This is a genomic window from Pseudomonas sp. M30-35 (assembly GCF_002163625.1).
In the GTDB taxonomy this organism is placed as follows: domain Bacteria; phylum Pseudomonadota; class Gammaproteobacteria; order Pseudomonadales; family Pseudomonadaceae; genus Aquipseudomonas.
In genome coordinates this window covers 2,297,480-2,316,620 of the sequence record NZ_CP020892.1, presented here as the reverse complement: position 1 = coordinate 2,316,620, position 19,141 = coordinate 2,297,480, and the positions used below count along the sequence as shown (strand labels likewise).

Annotated in this window: 16 protein-coding genes; 15 read left to right on the top strand and 1 reads right to left on the bottom strand. The window is 54.0% G+C overall.

The window, feature by feature from the left end; genetic code table 11:
• Positions 1 to 25 precede the first annotated feature (25 nt).
• Positions 26 to 1,375: a TolC family outer membrane protein gene (locus tag B9K09_RS10740; protein WP_087516800.1), complete on the bottom strand. Its 1,350-nt coding sequence runs from the start codon at positions 1,373 to 1,375 to the stop codon at positions 26 to 28.
• Positions 1,376 to 2,516: 1,141 nt separating this feature from the next.
• Between B9K09_RS10740 and B9K09_RS10735 the strand changes: the two genes are divergently transcribed.
• From B9K09_RS10735 to nuoF, 15 genes are all read left to right on the top strand, one after another.
• Positions 2,517 to 4,742 carry an NADP-dependent isocitrate dehydrogenase gene (locus B9K09_RS10735; protein ID WP_087516799.1) on the top strand — a complete coding sequence of 742 codons (2,226 nt, stop codon included), beginning with the start codon at positions 2,517 to 2,519 and terminating at the stop codon, positions 4,740 to 4,742.
• 88 nt (positions 4,743 to 4,830) lie between these two features.
• Complete coding sequence (locus B9K09_RS10730; RefSeq protein WP_087516798.1) at positions 4,831 to 5,271, top strand: NUDIX hydrolase; 441 nt, start codon at positions 4,831 to 4,833, stop codon at positions 5,269 to 5,271.
• An 84-nt stretch (positions 5,272 to 5,355) separates the two neighbouring features.
• Complete coding sequence (mnmA, locus tag B9K09_RS10725; protein ID WP_087519067.1) at positions 5,356 to 6,489, top strand: tRNA 2-thiouridine(34) synthase MnmA; 1,134 nt, start codon at positions 5,356 to 5,358, stop codon at positions 6,487 to 6,489.
• Positions 6,486 to 7,106, top strand: a complete 621-nt coding sequence (hflD, locus tag B9K09_RS10720; protein ID WP_087516797.1) for a high frequency lysogenization protein HflD — start codon at positions 6,486 to 6,488, stop codon at positions 7,104 to 7,106. The genes mnmA and hflD overlap by 4 nt, the downstream gene beginning before the upstream one ends.
• Positions 7,107 to 7,290: 184 nt before the next feature.
• Complete coding sequence (purB, locus tag B9K09_RS10715; protein WP_087516796.1) at positions 7,291 to 8,661, top strand: adenylosuccinate lyase; 1,371 nt, start codon at positions 7,291 to 7,293, stop codon at positions 8,659 to 8,661.
• A 77-nt stretch (positions 8,662 to 8,738) separates the two neighbouring features.
• The gene (locus tag B9K09_RS10710; RefSeq protein ID WP_087516795.1) at positions 8,739 to 9,905 is read left to right on the top strand and encodes a cupin domain-containing protein; all 1,167 of its coding nucleotides are present in this window, start codon (positions 8,739 to 8,741) and stop codon (positions 9,903 to 9,905) included.
• Positions 9,898 to 10,323: a GNAT family N-acetyltransferase gene (locus tag B9K09_RS10705; protein ID WP_087516794.1), complete on the top strand. Its 426-nt coding sequence runs from the start codon at positions 9,898 to 9,900 to the stop codon at positions 10,321 to 10,323. Before B9K09_RS10710 ends, B9K09_RS10705 begins: the two co-directional genes overlap by 8 nt.
• A 75-nt stretch (positions 10,324 to 10,398) precedes the next feature.
• The gene (locus B9K09_RS10700) at positions 10,399 to 11,037 is read left to right on the top strand and encodes a histone acetyltransferase HPA2 (protein ID WP_087516793.1); all 639 of its coding nucleotides are present in this window, start codon (positions 10,399 to 10,401) and stop codon (positions 11,035 to 11,037) included.
• Positions 11,034 to 11,846, top strand: a complete 813-nt coding sequence (locus B9K09_RS10695) for a secretin N-terminal domain-containing protein (protein ID WP_087516792.1) — start codon at positions 11,034 to 11,036, stop codon at positions 11,844 to 11,846. The genes B9K09_RS10700 and B9K09_RS10695 overlap by 4 nt, the downstream gene beginning before the upstream one ends.
• Before the next feature lie 496 nt (positions 11,847 to 12,342).
• On the top strand, positions 12,343 to 13,938 hold the full coding sequence (locus tag B9K09_RS10690; protein ID WP_087516791.1) for an isocitrate lyase: 1,596 nt from the start codon (positions 12,343 to 12,345) through the stop codon (positions 13,936 to 13,938).
• 303 nt (positions 13,939 to 14,241) lie between these two features.
• Positions 14,242 to 14,655, top strand: a complete 414-nt coding sequence (locus B9K09_RS10685) for an NADH-quinone oxidoreductase subunit A (protein WP_087516790.1) — start codon at positions 14,242 to 14,244, stop codon at positions 14,653 to 14,655.
• 10 nt (positions 14,656 to 14,665) lie between these two features.
• Positions 14,666 to 15,343, top strand: coding sequence for an NADH-quinone oxidoreductase subunit B family protein (locus B9K09_RS10680; protein ID WP_087516789.1), 678 nt, complete (start codon positions 14,666 to 14,668; stop codon positions 15,341 to 15,343).
• 58 nt (positions 15,344 to 15,401) lie between these two features.
• Positions 15,402 to 17,183: an NADH-quinone oxidoreductase subunit C/D gene (nuoC, locus tag B9K09_RS10675; protein ID WP_087519066.1), complete on the top strand. Its 1,782-nt coding sequence runs from the start codon at positions 15,402 to 15,404 to the stop codon at positions 17,181 to 17,183.
• 2 nt (positions 17,184 to 17,185) lie between these two features.
• A complete protein-coding gene (gene nuoE, locus B9K09_RS10670) occupies positions 17,186 to 17,680 on the top strand; it encodes an NADH-quinone oxidoreductase subunit NuoE (RefSeq protein ID WP_087516788.1) in 495 nt (164 codons plus the stop codon).
• Positions 17,677 to 19,050, top strand: a complete 1,374-nt coding sequence (gene nuoF / locus B9K09_RS10665) for an NADH-quinone oxidoreductase subunit NuoF (RefSeq protein WP_087516787.1) — start codon at positions 17,677 to 17,679, stop codon at positions 19,048 to 19,050. The genes nuoE and nuoF overlap by 4 nt, the downstream gene beginning before the upstream one ends.
• Positions 19,051 to 19,141: the final 91 nt, after the last annotated feature.

Genomic DNA, 19,141 nt, shown 5'->3' with positions numbered 1-19,141 from the left:
ACTCATAACATCTAACTATTCAGGGTTAAATGCCTGGAAGACTTTCCGTTTCTTCAGCGGTGTGTATGCCTAACACATCAGCAAGACCGTCAACGGCTGATGCATAGTCCACCGCGGCATCCCAGCCATCAAACTCAGCACTGAGCAATGCCAGGTGAGACTGATACAAATCTTGCTCAACAGTTATTAGATCGTTAACACTTCGACGGCTTAGTTTGTATTCATCCAAGTAAACACCGCGTGCTTTTTTAGCGATATCAACCTGGCGAATGCTAACGACACGATTGCTTTGTGAGCCTTTATAATTCGAGTACGCCGTCGAGGCGTTGGTCATCACATCAAACTTTACTTTATTGATGCTTTGCTCAGCCGACTCTTTGGCACCCACTGCCTGGGCTACGCGTGCGGACACAGCACCGCCGGTATACAGTGGAACATCCAAATTCAAATAGATTTGATTATCCCAATAGGGGTCGTTTTTATTTTGATAGCGAGTGCGTCCCGCTTCTAGTTTGATGGTTGGTAGATACCCCGCTTTATTTTTCTCTATAACCTTAGAAGCCGCGTCGGACTCGACCATCGCCTTTTTAACAGCGGCAATAGCTGAAAAATCAATTGCTGCGACCTGCATTGTTTGTTCGTTGAGCCCCAGCGGTGGAACTGAGTAGGTGCTTGTGCGGACCCCTGTTAGCACCTCAAGTTGCGCAACAGCCGTTTCACGCTGGGTGTAAAACTGTTCAACTTGTGACTGCATACTGGCAATACGGGACTGCGCCTGTAGATAATCCGAGCTTGAGCTAAGTCCGCTGCTGGCGCAAACCCTGGCAATGCGTTCGACAGTCCGGAGCGACCTAACGCCTGCTTCAGCGGCGCCCCTTAATGCACCGTAACGCTTGATCAACAAATAGGTTTTTGCAGTTTTCCTTGCAACATCGCTCATTGTTTGTTGTAGCGCGTATATATAGCTCTGCTTAATATTCTTCTGCTGCAGGATATTATTGCGCGTTTTACCAAAGTCATAGACCAGTTGCGTTAATGTAACCCCGTAGGTTTTATCAGTGTAATTATCATCTTCATTGGGTAACCGGCCCTTTGCCCCACCGAACCCCGACTGCAGTCCGATCTGCGGCTGCCATGCGCTCTCAGCTTCATCTATCAGCGCCTGACCAATACCAACCTGTGAAATCATCTGAGCAATAGATGGGTCGTGAGCGAATGCTTGTATGACACTATCACGCAATGTTATTCGTTCTACATCAATGAATTTAGGGGCATCATATGAAACAGGTTCAGCCGCAATAGCTGATAACGAAAACAATTCACACACGCCGACTGAAATAGCGAAGACTAAACGACCAAAGCAAAAAAAGCGCATCGTCACTTCCTTATGACTACATGTGAGCTAAAGACTACAAGTGAGATAATAATTTTTTATGAAAGCATGCTTGCCCCCACCACTGGATAGCGAATAAAAATAAATTAAATACAAATGAGCCAACTTACCGTGACACAAACAGGAAGCCTCTTAACGTGACCTAGATAACATCTCGCGACATCGGTACATGTCTTTAAAATGAAAACTATCCAGTGAGGTATTGCTAACTAGATGGATTTAAAAATGGTCATGTATTTGCAAAAAAAGTATGTAGGAAACATCCTGCAACCGGGACGAACATTCCTTGCCCGCCACACCTGTCATTCGGAGTGGATTGATACAAACCTATAGATAGGTATGAACATCGGCCGTGAATTTATTCAGTTGGATGTTAGGTTCGAGACTGCACTTGAAGTTTTATTGCGCGAGAATGCCAATGCCTGCAGGCGTCGATCACTTACTTGAGTGACTTGTTTAAAGGTCCCACACGGTCATAGCTCGCCCCTCGCATGACTGGACTCGCCACGTCAGGCATTCGCTGCTCCGCTCTGAGTACCGCATAAATCCAACGATATCCGAGCTCAGGTACTCGCATTGATGCCGCAAACCAGGCGCACCCTGTGTGTGCTCGCAGGGTAACCACCTGGCCGACAGGACTGGCCGTCACAGCAAAAACATTATCAGTCTGCGCGCCCTGACCTGAGTTGCCGAAAAGACACGAGGCCATCCCGCAAGAACACAACCGTACAGGCGCACCCAGCGTCCCTGAGCTGCGCCGGCCACAATAACCGGCCGCAATAAAGAGCGCCCATCACAACGGCTGTGCGCCTACCGCCCGCATTCTAGACCTTGGTCTACAGTTTGAAGTTCTTAGTTTGCGTTGCACGGTGCTATAATGCTCAGCCGTGACCTTACAGTCATAGCTTAAAGTCATAGAGAGAGCCATGTTCGTAACAGGACGCCCGCCTCTCGAAACGTCAGTCACTATCATCCTAGCGCTGGCGAATAACACTCTACTGGTACAACCAACCTTGCGTGGTAACAACTCGAATTCCGACTCATGACAAGCCGTTGAGTGGAAGTGCCTACACGGTGCATCTCGAGATCATGTCCGCGCCTAGCAAAGAAGAGAGTTTTCTTGATGTCAAACCGCTCGAAGATCATCTATACCTTCACCGACGAAGCTCCAGCTCTCGCTACCTATTCGCTACTTCCTATAGTCAAAGCTTTCGCCGCTTCTGCTGACATTGATGTCGAAACCCGAGATATCTCTCTTGCTGGCCGTATTCTTGCTGCCTTTGCTGATCAGCTCGGCGCCGATCAACAAATTGAAGACGACTTAGCCAAATTGGCAGTGCTGGCCACCGCACCTGAAGCCAATATCATCAAGCTGCCAAACATCAGTGCTTCGGTCCCGCAACTCAAAGGCGCCATCGCTGAACTGCAAGCTCAGGGCTTCAAGATCCCAGATTTCCCAGAAGACCCACAAACCGAACAAGAAAAAGATGCTCTCGCTCGTTACAGCAAGGTTCTGGGCAGTGCGGTAAACCCTGTTTTGCGTGAAGGCAACTCAGACCGCCGCGCTCCAGCAGCCGTAAAGGCCTATGCCCGTAAGCACCCGCACTCGATGGGCAAATGGAGCATGGCTTCACAGTCTCACGCTGACTACATGCGCGACGGCGACTTCTTCTCCAGCGAACAGTCCTTCACCCAGGATAAAGCTGGCGATGTACGCATCGAGTTCGTGGGCAAGGACGGCAAAGTCGAACTGAAAAAAGTTGTCAGCCTGCAAGAGGGTGAAATCCTCGACGGCATGCGCATGAGCGCAAGCAAGCTGCGCGACTTCTTCGAGCAAACGCTGCAAGACTGTAAAGAAACCGGCGTTATGTGGTCCCTGCACGTCAAGGCGACCATGATGAAGATCTCCCACCCGATCGTTTTCGGGCATGCCGTTAGCGTTTACTACAAACAAGCCTTCGAAAAGCACGCCAAACTATTTGACGAGCTGGGCGTTAACCCGAACAACGGTCTTAACAGCGTCTACGAGAAAATCAAATCACTGCCAGCTTCGCTGCAGGAAGAAATTCTCCATGACCTGCACGAGTGCTACAGCGACCGCCCAGAAATGGCCATGGTTGACTCGGTTAAAGGCATCACCAACCTGCACATCCCAAGCGACGTAATCGTCGACGCCTCGATGCCAGCGATGATTCGCAGCTCGGGTCAGATGTGGGGCAAGGACGGCAAGCTCAAAGACACCAAAGCTGTCATGCCTGAGAGCACCTATGCGCGCATTTATCAGGAAATGATCAATTTCTGCAAAACCAACGGCGCATTCGACCCAACCACCATGGGTTCGGTGCCAAACGTTGGTCTGATGGCGCAGAAAGCTGAAGAGTACGGCTCCCACGACAAGACCTTCGAAATGGAAGCCGAAGGCACCATGCGCGTCGTGCTTGCCGACGGCACTGTCAAAATTCAGCACGAAGTTGAAGCCGGTGACATCTGGCGCGCCTGCCAGACCAAAGACGCACCGATCCGCGACTGGGTCAAGCTGGCTGTTACCCGTGCCCGCGCTTCAAATACTCCGGCTATTTTCTGGCTCGACCCAGAGCGCGCGCACGATGAGCAACTCAAGCTGAAAGTGAATGCTTACCTGAAAGATCACGATACCAGCGGCCTGGAATTGCTGATTCTTGATTACAACCAAGCAATCCGCGTCAGCATGGAGCGCATGATCCGTGGCCTCGACACCATCTCGGTAACCGGCAACGTACTGCGTGACTACCTGACCGACTTGTTCCCGATTATGGAACTGGGTACTTCAGCGAAAATGCTTTCCATCGTTCCCCTGATGGCGGGCGGCGGCATGTACGAAACGGGCGCTGGCGGCTCTGCACCCAAGCACGTACAGCAGCTGGTTGAAGAAAACCACCTGCGCTGGGATTCGCTGGGCGAGTTCCTCGCACTGGCCGTTTCTCTGGAAGAAACCGGGATCAAGAGCAACAACCAGAAAGCCAAGATTCTTGGCACCACCCTGGATATTGCAACCGGTAAGTTGCTCGACAACGGCAAATCCCCTTCGCGCCGTACTGGCGAGCTGGACAACCGTGGCAGCCACTTCTATCTAGCGCTTTACTGGGCGCAAGCTCTGGCGGCACAGACTGAAAGCGCTGAACTGGCTGCGCATTTCGAACCACTGGCCAAAACCTTGGCTGAGCAAGAGGCAACCATCGTTGCTGAGCTCAATGAGGTGCAAGGCAAGCCGGTTGATATCGCTGGCTACTACCGCTCCAACCCGGAACTGACCAGCAAGGTCATGCGTCCGAGCGCAACACTCAATGCGGCGATTGATCCTCTGATCTAAGCCTGCTGCGAGTTACACGCAATTCCACAACCCCCGGCCACGTGCCGGGGGTTGTGTTTTACGACAGATAACCAACAAGGTATTGAACATGAGTTGGCAACCGCATATCACTGTCGCCACAGTTGTAGAAGACAACGGCCGCTTTCTGCTGGTCGAAGAGCACGCTGAAGGCCGCCAGGTATTTAATCAGCCCGCCGGCCATCTTGAAGCCAACGAAACCCTTAACCACGCAGCGCTGCGCGAAACACTCGAGGAAACAGGCTGGGAAGTCGAGCTAACGGCTGTAACCGGAATTTACCTGTACACCGCACCGAGCAATGGTGTGACCTATCAGCGCGTGTGCTTTGCCGCCAAACCAATCGCCTATCACCCCGAGCTGCCGCTGGATGATGGCATTATTGGCCCACAATGGCTGACTCGCGACGAACTGGCCGCACAGCCTGAGCGTTGGCGCAGCGAATTAGTGCTGCGCTGCATTGACGATTACATCGCCGGCGAGCGATTTCCCCTGAGCCTGCTGCGCGACTGACACTGGTCGTCGCCGCCAGCGTCGCATCCTGCTAGAATCGCGTCCTTTTGAGCTTCTGCGCACTTCCCCATGTCAGATATCGCCATGCAAACGACCCAACTTTACGACCCAGCCACAACCCGCGTAATCGTCGGTATGTCCGGCGGCGTCGACTCGTCTGTGTCCGCTCTGCTCCTGCTCGAACAGGGTTATCAGGTCGAAGGTCTGTTCATGAAGAACTGGGACGAAGACGATGGCACCGAGTACTGCACAGCCATGGACGATCTGGCTGACGCACAAGCTGTATGCGACAAAATCGGCATCAAGCTTCACACCGCCAACTTTGCCGCTGAATACTGGGACAATGTATTCGAGCACTTTTTAGCGGAATACAAAGCCGGTCGCACGCCCAACCCAGACATCCTGTGTAATCGTGAAATCAAGTTCAAAGCCTTTCTCGACTACGCCCTGATGCTTGGCGCTGACCTTATCGCCACCGGCCATTATGTGCGCCGACGCGATATTGATGGCCGCACCGAATTGCTCAAAGGCCTCGACCCGAATAAAGACCAAAGCTACTTCCTGCACGCAGTCGGTGGCGAACAAATCGCTAAAACCTTATTTCCAGTGGGTGAACTCGAGAAACCGCAGGTTCGCGAAATCGCTGAAAAATACCAGTTGGCGACGGCCAAGAAGAAGGACTCAACCGGCATCTGCTTTATTGGCGAACGGCGCTTTAGCGACTTCCTCAAGCAGTACCTGCCAGCTCAGCCGGGCGACATTGAAACCACTGAAGGTGAAGTGATTGGTCGTCACCACGGGCTTATGTACCACACCATTGGTCAGCGCCAAGGTTTAGGCATTGGCGGCTTGAAAGACGCCAGTGAAGAGCCTTGGTACGTGCTGCAAAAAGACCTTGAGCGCAATGTCCTGATGGTCGGCCAAGGCAATGATCATCCATGGTTATTTTCCAGCGCCCTGCTTGCCTCGGACATTTACTGGGTAAATCCGGTCGACCTTAGCCAACCACGCGAGTTAACCGCCAAGGTTCGCTATCGCCAAGGTGATCAGAACTGCACACTGGAAAAGACTGCCAGCGGCTATCGGGCGAACTTTGCCATGCCGCAACGCGCAGTGACACCGGGCCAATCTGTGGTGTTTTATGACGGTGAAATCTGCCTCGGCGGAGGCGTGATTGAAGTTGCGCAACCGTGGAGCAGCAAGGATATACGTCGATGAACCAGACTCAAGAGCAACTTGTCGCCCTCGGCGCTGTGTTTGAAGCCGCTGTACAGGTCGACAAACTCGCCCGCACGGGTCAATCCAGCGAAGCGGTTGCCGCCTGCTTAATCGGTAGCCTGCTGGTGCGTAATCCAGAGAAAACACTGGACGTTTACGGCGGCGATGACCTCAATCTACGTGACGGCTATCGTGCGCTGATCAGCTCTCTGGAGCGTGACCCTGCCAGCCTGCAACGCGAGCCACTGCGTTACGCGTTGGCCCTGCTCAATCTTGAGCGGCAGTTCTCCAAGCGGGACGACCTGTTGCAGATCATGGCCAGCCGCTTAGATCAGATACAGCAGCAAGTTGAGCACTTCGGTGTTACCCACGAAAATGTCATGGCCAACTGCGGCTCGCTCTACCAGGACACCATCAGCACCTTCCGCCAACGCATTCAGGTGCAAGGCGACATGCGCCATTTGCAGCAAAGCGACAACGCCGCAAAAATCCGCGCCTTGCTACTGACTGGCATTCGCGCAGCGCGGCTTTGGCGTCAGCTTGGCGGCCACCGCTGGCAATTGGTGTTTGGTCGCAAAAAATTACTCACCGAGTTATATGCCATGCTGCGCGGATGAGATAAGCGCTGCAGCCTGTTGATTTAAAAACGATTCAATAATTTCGCAGCAATCAGCTGCAATCATGTGCATGCATTACGAAGACACTCACCGCTGAACGGCCATCGCCGAATGCGGAAATTCGCTTGTTTTCATGTATGATATGCGCCCTTTTCAATGCCCGACTGTCCGAGAACGCCTTCTTATGCAGCTTTCCTCGCTCACCGCGGTTTCCCCCGTTGATGGCCGCTACGCCGGTAAAACCAGCGCTCTGCGCCCTATTTTCAGCGAATACGGCCTGATCCGTTTCCGTGTAATGGTTGAAGTACGCTGGCTCCAGCGCCTCGCTGCGCACCCTGGTGTGCCTGAAGTAGCGCCGTTTTCAGCGCAGGCCCAAGCCATTCTCAATGAACTGGCTGAGAACTTTGCTGAAGAGCACGCTCAACGCGTTAAAGAGATCGAACGCACCACCAACCACGACGTCAAAGCCGTCGAATACCTGCTCAAAGAGCAAGCTGCAAAGCTGCCTGAGCTGGATAAGGTTAGTGAGTTCATCCACTTCGCATGCACCTCTGAAGACATCAACAACCTTTCGCACGCATTGATGCTGCGCGAAGGTCGAGACACTGTGTTGCTGCCGCTGATGCGCCAGGTCGCCGGTGCTATCCGTGAGCTTGCAGTCAGCTTTGCTGATGTGCCGATGTTGTCGCGCACCCACGGCCAACCGGCCTCGCCAACCACGCTAGGCAAAGAACTGGCCAACGTGGTTTACCGCCTTGAGCGCCAGATCACCCAGATTGCGGCTGTACCGCTACTGGGCAAGATCAACGGTGCCGTGGGCAACTACAACGCTCACCTGTCTGCCTACGCGGATATCGACTGGGAAGCTAACGCCCGCGAGTTTATCGAAGGTGATCTAGGCCTGCAGTGGAACCCGTACACCACTCAGATCGAGCCACACGACTACATTGCCGAATTGTTTGATGCGACCGCTCGCTTCAACACAATTCTGATCGACTTCGACCGCGACATCTGGGGCTACATTTCACTCGGCTACTTCAAACAGAAGACTATCGCGGGTGAAATCGGCTCCTCGACCATGCCGCACAAGGTCAACCCAATCGACTTCGAAAACTCCGAAGGCAACCTCGGCATCGCCAACGCGCTGCTTCAGCACTTGGCCAGCAAGTTGCCAGTTTCACGCTGGCAGCGTGACCTGACCGACTCAACCGTGCTGCGTAATCTCGGTGTTGGTTTTGCCCATAGCGTTATTGCTTATGAAGCAAGCCTCAAAGGAATCAGTAAGTTAGAGCTGAACTCTCAACGAATTGCTGCAGACCTAGACGCCTGCTGGGAAGTCCTGGCTGAGCCTATTCAGACTGTCATGCGTCGCTATGCCATTGAAAACCCGTACGAGAAGCTCAAAGAGTTGACGCGCGGCAAAGGCATCACGCCAGCAGCACTGATGGACTTCATCGACGGCCTCGACATGCCAACAGAAGCTAAAGCCGAGCTCAAGCAGCTCACCCCGGCCAACTACATTGGCAACGCGGTCGCGCAGGCTAAGCGCATCTAAGCAACTCAGCCGTTTAAACGCCCGGCAGTGCCGGGCGTTTTTATTTAAGGCTAAACATTAATTTCATAGGCTTAGCGATGAATCCTGATAATCCACTGCAGTTGCTGGGCGGCTTAACGCCTCGTGAGTTTCTCCGCGATTACTGGCAGAAGAAGCCGTTACTGGTACGCCAGGCATTTACCGACTTTGAAAGCCCGATCTCGCCGGACGAACTTGCTGGCCTGGCCCTCGAAGAAGAAGTCGAGTCGCGCCTGGTGATCGAGCATGGCGAGCGCCCATGGGAGCTACGCCGCGGCCCGTTTGCAGAAGATGCCTTCAGCCAATTGCCGGAAAAGGACTGGACCCTGCTGGTTCAAGCAGTTGATCAGTTCGTCCCGGATGTCGCTGAGCTGATGGAAGCATTCAAGTTTCTGCCGAAATGGCGGATCGACGACGTCATGGTCAGCTTTGCTGCACCGGGCGGTGGCGTTGGCCCGCACTTTGATAACTACGACGTATTTTTGCTTCAGGGCTATGGCAAGCGCCGCTGGCAAGTTGGCCAGATGTGCGACTCCAATAGCCCACTACTCGAACACTCGGATCTAAAGATCCTTGCTGAATTTGCACACACTGAAGAATGGGTTCTTGAACCTGGCGACATGCTGTATCTGCCGCCACTTCTGGCCCACTGTGGTACCGCTGAGGATGATTGTATGACGTATTCCGTAGGCTTCCGCGCGCCTAGCGCCGCCGAAGTACTGACCCACTTTACTGATTTTTTGAGTCAGTTCCTGCCGGATGAAGAGCGCTACAGCGATGCTGACGCGCAACCGACCAGCGACCCACATCAGATTCAACACGATTCGCTGGACCGCCTTAAAGCGCTTCTCAACCAACACATGGGTGACGAACGCTTGCTGATGACCTGGTTCGGCCAATTCATGACCGAGCCGCGCTACCCAGAACTGATCAACGGCATCGAAATTGACGAAGAGCAGTTCCTCGACCAGATAGAAGCTGGTGCCATCATTGTGCGCAACCCAAGCGCACGCATGGCCTGGTCTGAAGTCGGCGATGGTTTGGTCCTGTTTGCCAGCGGCCACAGCCGCATGCTACCCGCCAGCTTGCGCGAAATGCTCAAACTGATCTGCTCGGCCGATGCGCTGCACATCGAAAACCTCGGCCAATGGCTGGCGGATGACGAAGGTCGCCTCTTGGTTCTGGAGTTGATCAAGCAAGGTAGCCTGGAGTTTGCAGATGAATAAAATCACTGTTCGGCTAGCCGATTGGCAGAGAGATAACGCTGATATTCGGCGCATCCGCGAAGCGGTGTTTATTGCCGAGCAGTCCGTCGTACCGGAGCTTGAGTGGGACTCGGAAGATGCCGAAGCCGCTCATTTTTTGGCCTGCGAGGGTGATTACCCAATCGGCACAGCGCGCCTGCTGGATGACGGCCACATTGGTCGCGTCTCAGTACTCAAGGACTGGCGCGGACTAAAAGTGGGTGACGCATTGATGGAAGCAGCAATTGCCGAGGCCGAAAAACGTGGACTGCGCCGACAAATGCTCAGCGCCCAGGTGCACGCCAGCGCGTTTTATGAAAGGCTAGGCTTTAATATTATTAGTGAAGAATACCTCGAAGCCGGTATTCCTCACGTCGATATGGTGCGTGACAGCGACTGATAGGCCACCCAAAACCTGCATATACAGCAGCGGTTAGCCTTAAAGCCGCCGCCTAAACAGGTTTTCGAGGTCAACATGGTCAATGAAACAGCCCCGCGCGAACCACTCGATGAAGAGGCCCTTGAGCTGCCAGACATCGAATTTGAGTCGCCGGGGCTTTTTTCTGTGCATAACCCCGAGCCAGTAGCCGCCATTAACCAGAGTCGCGAGCCCGCGCCCTTTGTGCTTGGCGAGCATATCCCGCTTGAGCACTTCAACACCCCCGACCAAGTTCGCGCCCACGCGCTCGCACTGCTACAGCAAGCCAGACGCAGCCTGTGTATTTACAGCCAGGATCTTGAACCCTGGCTTTATCACCACAGCAGCGTGCAACAAGCGTGCACTGAATTTCTGCTGGCCAACCCAAGAAACCGCCTGCGAGTTCTGGTTAAAGACCTCAATGCCAGCATTAAAGATGGCAACCGTCTGATCACACTGTCTCGACGTTTATCCAGCAACTTATTGATTCGCAAACTAAACCCCGACTATCCAATTGAAGATTCGAGCTACTTGTTAGCCGATGATCGTGGCGTGCTGCTGCGACCTGAAGCCGACCAGTTCTCCGGTTATGCAAGCTATCAAGATGCTGGCCGAGTTCGCCTGCGCCAAGCACACTTCAATCAAGCTTGGGAAACTAGCATCACCGATCCTGACCTGCGGAGCTTTTTATTATGACTGCGCGCCCCTTGCTGTTGGCCGCCGCCCTACTTTTCCTTAGCCGAACCCTTCTGGCTGAGACCCAAGTAATCGACCTGAACTTCCGCACCGCCGATGAAATATTGCCGGTGGTTCAGTCAACCCTTGGCAATGAAGGCAAAGTCACTCCGTACGGCAATAAGCTGATCGTTAACGCCTCCAGCGAAAAGATCGATGAAGTTCGCAGCCTGCTCGATCAGCTCGACACCAAGCCGCGCCGCCTGTTGATTAGCGTCGATACCAGTGACTCAAATGTACAAAGCGATCGCGGCTACAGCACCAATGGCACCATTAGCGCAGGCAATGGCGAGATCCAAATCGGCCGCGGTGAAGTTAATGGCCGCGACCAAGTGCGGATAATTAACCGCAGCACCAACAGCCGCGGCGGTGGCGTCCAGCAGGTTCAAACCAACGAGGGTTATCCAGCGCTTATTCAGGTTGGCCAGAGCGTGCCACTGACCTCAACCGGCACCGGACCTTACGGCCAGGCCTACAACAACACCGAATACCGCAATGTCACCCGTGGTTTCTACGTGACAGCCAGCGTGACTGGCGAACAAGTGCATATCTCGCTTAGCAGCAACCGCGACCGAGTCAGCCAAAGCCGTCCCGATGTAATTGACGTGCAAAGCACCGACACTCGTGTCAGTGGCCCCATTGGCCAATGGATTACGGTAGGTGGAGTCAATGAGCAAAACCAAAGCCAGAACAGCGACTTTTTGCAGCGTCACTCGACCCAGGGGCGCGAAGATATGACCTTGCGGGTCAAGGTCGATGTAGTCGATTAATGCCTGACCAGTGCTGACTTACCAGTCGTCCTGAAAATTATGTAGTAGTGCTAAAAAAGCACTACAAAACGTTTGACGAACGCTTTGCAGCGATGCATTATGGCCTCGCTCCCGCTAATCAGGGGCTCTGGAAAGAGCTTCCGGGTTGATCTCAGGCTTACCGCTCGAGTCGCCCGTGTTGTAAAAGCCCACAAGGCAGATCGACGAGATTGCGACTGGAACGAAGTTGTCCTGAGGGACGGGGAAGCGCTATCAACCGGCATGACCGTAACAGACACTGCATCGCCCAAGACATCCACGAGTCAAACGGCGAAAAATGACCCGCTCATGAGCAGATACTGGCGTCATATCACTGGTCGACACCCCCGACTGATCCAACTCCGTATTAGTCACTTTCTCTTTATCTGTTGTGAGCTCCCACAACCAGTATCTGTTAACTACAGTTGCTGAGTGGGAAAGCGGTGCTCAACCAAACACATACTTTGAAGGATTGACCATGTCAGCTTATCAAAACGACATCAAAGCCGTTGCGGCCCTTAAAGAAGCCGCCGGCAACAGCTGGAGCGCTATCAACCCTGAGTCCGTCGCTCGCATGCGCGCTCAGAACCGCTTCAAAACCGGTCTTGATATCGCCAAGTACACTGCCGCCATCATGCGCAAAGACATGGCTGAGTACGATGCTGACAGCTCGGTCTACACGCAGTCGCTGGGTTGCTGGCATGGTTTTATCGGTCAGCAGAAGCTGATTTCGATCAAAAAGCACCTGAAAACCACTAACAAGCGCTACCTCTACCTGTCAGGCTGGATGGTTGCTGCACTGCGTTCCGACTTCGGCCCACTGCCTGATCAGTCGATGCACGAAAAAACTGCAGTTTCCGGCCTGATCGAAGAGCTGTACACCTTCCTGCGCCAAGCTGACGCCCGCGAACTGGATCTGCTGTTTGTTGATCTAGACAACGCTCGCGAAGCTGGCGACAAGGCAAAAGCAGCTGAAATCCAAGACAAGATCGACAACTACGAAACTCACGTAGTGCCAATCATTGCCGACATCGACGCTGGTTTCGGCAACCCAGAGGCCACTTACCTGCTGGCTAAGCGCATGATTGAAGCAGGCGCTTGCTGCATCCAGATCGAAAACCAGGTTTCCGATGAGAAGCAGTGTGGCCACCAAGACGGCAAAGTAACTGTTCCCCACGAAGACTTCCTGGCCAAGATCAACGCTGTTCGTTACGCGTTCCTTGAACTGGGTGTTGACGATGGCGTGATCGTTGCCCGTACTGACTCCCTGGGTGCTGGCCTGACCAAGCAAATCGCAGTAACCAAGACTCCGGGCGACCTGGGCGACCAGTACAACTCGTTCCTGGATTGCGAAGAGGTTTCGGCTGCTGACCTGGGCAACGGTGACGTTGTAATCAATCGTGGCGGCAAGTTGCTGCGTCCTAAGCGTCTGCCGAGCAACCTGTTCCAATTCCGCAAGGGCACAGGCGAAGACCGCTGCGTACTGGACTGCATCACGTCCTTGCAGAACGGCGCCGACATGCTCTGGATCGAAACCGAGAAGCCACACGTTGGCCAGATCGCTGCCATGGTTAACCGCATTCGTGAGGTGATCCCGAACGCCAAGCTGGTTTACAACAACAGCCCATCGTTCAACTGGACACTGAACTTCCGTCAGCAAGTATTCGATGCATTCGTAGAGCAAGGCAAAGACGTGTCTGCATATGACCGGTCCAAGCTGATGAGCATCGACTACGACAACACTGAGCTTGCTCAGGTTGCTGACGAGAAGATCCGTACCTTCCAGCGTGATGGTTCTGCTCAGGCCGGTATCTTCCACCACCTGATCACTCTGCCGACGTACCACACTGCTGCGCTGTCTACTGACAACCTGGCAAAAGGTTACTTCGCAGACCAAGGCATGCTGGCCTACGTAAAAGGCGTTCAGCGTGAAGAACTGCGCCAAGGCATCGCCTGCGTCAAGCACCAGAACATGGCTGGCTCCGATATTGGTGACAACCATAAAGAGTACTTCGCTGGTGAAGCGGCTCTGAAAGCTGGCGGTAAAGACAACACAATGAACCAGTTCGGCTAAGTCGAATCGGTTCTCTCCTCTCGCAGTTCAATGCGCGAGGACACTAAAACCCGGCAGAGATGCCGGGTTTTTTTATTGGTTCACTAATGTAGACACTCAGACAAACCTGATCGATTGGTCAGGTTATTTGAATCTGTACGCAGTTCGACTTAATATGACGCGTATAAATAAACCTGTGCTGCACATTTTGGATACACTTTCGCGTAAATAGTCATACTCGCCTAGTATTGAATAGGCCGATGTGGCAACATTCATTCCGAAGAAAAATGTAACTAAAGTCTTCGTATACGAGGTATGAGTCGCATGTCAGACCCAGTCGCTAGTCTTTCCCAAAACTGGGCGTTTGCAGTATTCATCCTCGGTGCCTTTGCTCTCATCGCATTTATGCTTGGCCTCTCCAGCTTGCTCGGCAGCAAAGCCTGGGGACGCAGTAAAAATGAACCCTTTGAATCAGGCATGCTGCCAACCGGCACTGCACGCCTGCGCCTATCGGCAAAGTTTTATTTGGTCGCGATGCTCTTCGTGATCTTCGACGTTGAAGCCCTCTATCTTTTTGCTTGGTCAGTCTCCGTACGCGAAAGCGGCTGGGCGGGACTTATCGAAGCCACGATATTTATAGCAATTCTGTTGGCAGGTCTTGTCTACCTATGGCGAATCGGTGCGCTCGATTGGGCACCGCAGAGCCGTCGCGATCGACAGGCGAAGCTAAAACAATGAGGCTTTGGCGATGCAATACAACCTTACACGGATCGATCCGGATGCTCCTAATGAGCAATATCCGGTCGGCGAGCGGGAGACCGTAGCCGATCCATTGCTGGACGATCAGGTCCACAAAAACATCTACATGGGCAAACTCGAAGACGTCCTCAATGGTGCAGTCAACTGGGGGCGTAAGAACTCCCTTTGGCCGTATAACTTCGGTTTGTCGTGCTGCTATGTAGAAATGACCACGGCCTTCACTGCCCCTCACGACGTTGCACGTTTTGGCGCTGAAGTTATCCGTGCGTCTCCCCGCCAAGCTGACTTTATGGTCATTGCTGGTACATGCTTCATTAAAATGGCGCCAGTCATTCAACGCCTTTATGAGCAAATGCTTGAACCTAAATGGGTTATTTCCATGGGTTCATGTGCCAACTCTGGCGGCATGTACGACATCTATTCGGTGGTTCAGGGCGTCGACAAGTTCTTACCTGTCGATGTGTACATCCCTGGCTGTCCACCGCGTCCTGAAGCATTCCTTCAAGGTCTGATGCTCCTGCAGGAGTCGATCGGCAAGGAGCGTCGCCCGTTATCTTGGGTCGTCGGTGATCAGGGCGTATACCGCGCTGATATGCCTTCGCAAAAAGAACAGCGCCGCGCTGAGCGAATTGCAGTAACCAACCTGCGCAGCCCCGACGACGTATAAGCCAGGCTCACTTAGAAGCCTGCTGACTGATGCCGTACCCTGATTAGTGACCGATATCATGACTGTTGATAGCTTTCCGTCCATCGCGCCATATACGCCAGATGACCACAGCGTCATTGGCGAGCTAAGCGCAAAATTTGGTGCCGAGGCGTTTACCGTACAAACCACCCGGACCGGCATGCCGGTGCTTTGGGTTGCCCGTGATCAACTGACCAACATCCTCACATTTCTGCGCAATCTACCGCGTCCCTACGTGATGCTGTACGACCTGCATGGCATAGATGAACGCTTGCGCACTCAGCGCCGCGGCCTGCCAGAGGCAGATTTCACCGTGTTCTATCACCTGATGTCGATAGAACGTAACAACGACATAATGATCAAGGTAGCGCTGTCTGAAGGCGACCTTAATCTGCCAAGCATCAGCAGTATTTGGCCTAACGCCAATTGGTATGAGCGTGAAGTTTGGGACCTCTACGGCATCCACTTCACTGGCCACCCGCACTTGACGCGCATCATGATGCCGCCGACCTGGGAAGGCCACCCACTGCGCAAAGACTATCCAGCACGGGCCACTGAGTTTGATCCATTCAGCCTGACATTGGCGAAGCAACAGCTTGAAGAGGAAGCTGCACGTTTCCGCCCTGAAGACTGGGGCATGCAACGTGGCGGCTCGCATGAAGACTTCATGTTCCTCAATCTGGGGCCAAACCACCCTTCTGCGCACGGTGCTTTTCGTATCATTTTGCAGCTGGACGGTGAAGAGATCGTCGACTGCGTACCCGAGATTGGCTACCACCACCGTGGTGCCGAGAAAATGGCCGAACGCCAGAGCTGGCACAGTTTCATCCCCTACACCGACCGTATTGATTACCTCGGTGGGGTGATGAACAACCTGCCTTACGTACTTTCGGTGGAAAAACTGGCGGGGATTAAAGTCCCGGATCGCGTCGACTTTATCCGCGTGATGATGGCGGAGTTTTTCCGCATCACCAGCCACCTGCTGTTCCTTGGCACCTATATCCAAGACGTAGGGGCAATGACCCCGGTGTTCTTCACCTTCACCGACCGTCAACGCGCCTATAAAGTCATTGAAGCCATTACCGGTTTCCGACTGCACCCAGCGTGGTATCGCATCGGTGGTGTGGCCCATGACTTACCGCGCGGCTGGGACAAGCTGGTTAAAGAGTTTGTTGATTGGCTGCCAAAGCGTCTCGACGAATACGAAAAAGCCGCGCTGCAAAACAGCATTCTGCGCGGCCGCACCATCGGTGTAGCCCAATACAACACCAAGGAAGCGCTGGAATGGGGCGTTACCGGTGCAGGCCTGCGTTCAACCGGTTTGGATTTCGACCTGCGCAAAGCGCGTCCATACTCTGGCTATGAAAACTTCGAGTTTGAAGTACCGCTGGCCAATAATGGCGATGCTTACGACCGTTGCATGGTCCGCGTAGAGGAAATGCGTCAAAGCATTCGGATCATCGATCAATGCATGCGCAATATGCCGGAAGGCCCGTACAAGGCGGATCACCCGCTGACAACGCCGCCACCGAAAGAGCGCACCTTGCGTGATATCGAAACCCTGATCACGCACTTCCTGCAAGTGTCGTGGGGGCCGGTAATGCCCGCCAATGAGTCGTTCCAGATGATTGAAGCGACCAAGGGCATCAACAGCTATTACCTGACCAGTGATGGCGGCACCATGAGTTATCGCACGCGTATCCGTACGCCAAGCTTTCCGCACCTACAGCAGATCCCATCGGTGATTCGCGGCAGTATGGTTGCAGACTTGATTGCCTATCTGGGCAGTATCGATTTCGTTATGGCCGACGTGGACCGCTGATTATGAATACGCTAATTCAGACTGACCGTTTTGCCCTTAGCGATGCCGAACGCTCAGCAATTGAACATGAAATGCATCATTACGAAGACTCACGCGCGGCCTCTATCGAAGCGTTGAAGATCGTGCAGAAACACCGTGGCTGGGTGCCTGATGGCGCCAGTGAAGCGATTGGCCAGGTACTGGGCATTCCCGCCAGCGACGTAGAAGGTGTGGCGACGTTCTATAGCCAGATCTTCCGTCAGCCAGTGGGCCGCCACATCATCCGCGTCTGCGACAGCATGACCTGCTTTGTTGGCGGTCATGAGAACCTGTTGGACAGCATCAAGGATCAGCTTGGCATCGTGCCCGGACAAACCACTGCTGACGGCCGCTTTACCCTGCTCCCGGTTTGCTGCCTGGGTAACTGTGACAAAGCGCCTGCGGTGATGGTTGATGACGACACTTTCGGCAATGTTCAGCCCGATTGCGTTGCCCAAATGCTGGAGGCTTATTCATGAGCAGCGTATTCAGCCGCAGCACCGATGTGCTGACCTCGATTGGCCCGGCCAATGTGATCAAGCGCAGCGAAGAAACCCATCCGCTGACCTGGCGCCTGCGTGATGACGGCCAGCCGGTCTGGCTTGAAGAATACCAAGCCAAGAATGGCTACAGCGCCGCCCGCAAAGCACTGAGCGAGATGGCTCAGGCGGATATCGTGCAAACGGTAAAAAATGCTGGCCTCAAGGGTCGCGGTGGTGCTGGCTTCCCAACCGGCGTGAAATGGGGACTAATGCCAGCGGATGAGTCGCTGAATATTCGCTACCTGCTGTGCAACGCTGATGAGATGGAGCCCAACACCTGGAAAGACCGGATGTTGATGGAACAACTGCCCCATCTATTGGTGGAAGGCATGCTGATCAGTGCCCGTGCCCTGAAGGCTTATCGCGGCTACATCTTCTTGCGTGGCGAGTACGTAGACGCCGCCATCAACCTAAATCGCGCAATTGCCGAAGCCAAAGCCGCTGGCCTGTTGGGCAAGAATATCCTCGGCAGCGGCTTCGATTTTGAACTGATCGTACACACCGGCGCCGGTCGCTATATCTGCGGTGAAGAAACCGCACTGATCAACTCGCTGGAAGGCCGCCGCGCAAACCCGCGGGCCAAACCGCCCTTCCCTGCAGCTGTCGGGGTTTGGGGCAAGCCAACCTGTGTGAACAACGTTGAAACCCTGTGCAACGTGCCGTCGATCATCGGCCACGGCGTTGACTGGTACAAAACCCTGGCCCGTCCCGGCTCGGAAGACATGGGCACCAAGCTTATGGGCTTCTCCGGCAAGGTCAAGAACCCGGGTCTGTGGGAGCTGCCATTCGGCGTACCCGCCCGTGAACTGTTTGAAGACTACGCAGGCGGCATGCGTGACGGATTCACCTTAAAAGCCTGGCAACCCGGCGGCGCTGGCACCGGTTTCTTGCTCCCCGAGCATCTCGATGCGCCGATGTATGCAGCCGGCATCGCCAAAGTCGGCACACGCATGGGCACTGGGCTGGCGTTGGCGGTTGATGACTCAGTCAACATGGTTTCCCTGCTGCGCAATATGGAAGAGTTTTTCTCCCGTGAGTCATGCGGCTGGTGTACCCCTTGCCGTGATGGCTTGCCTTGGAGCGTGAAGATTTTACGCGCACTGGAGCGCGGCCAAGGCACCCGTGAAGACATCGAAACCTTATTGGGCTTGGTCAACTTCCTCGGCCCTGGCAAAACCTTCTGTGCACACGCACCGGGCGCCGTTGAGCCGTTAGGCAGCGCAATCAAGTATTTCCGAGAAGAGTTCGAGGCGGGCGTTTCCAGCTCACCAATTCCGGCAACGACGGGGCAATTCGTTCCCGCGTAACGATTTTAGGCTCTGGCGGCCAAGTCAAACTGGCCACGGAGCAAACCGTTTTCCATTAGCCAAGCCCGCTTCGGCGGGGAAGAAGAAACTC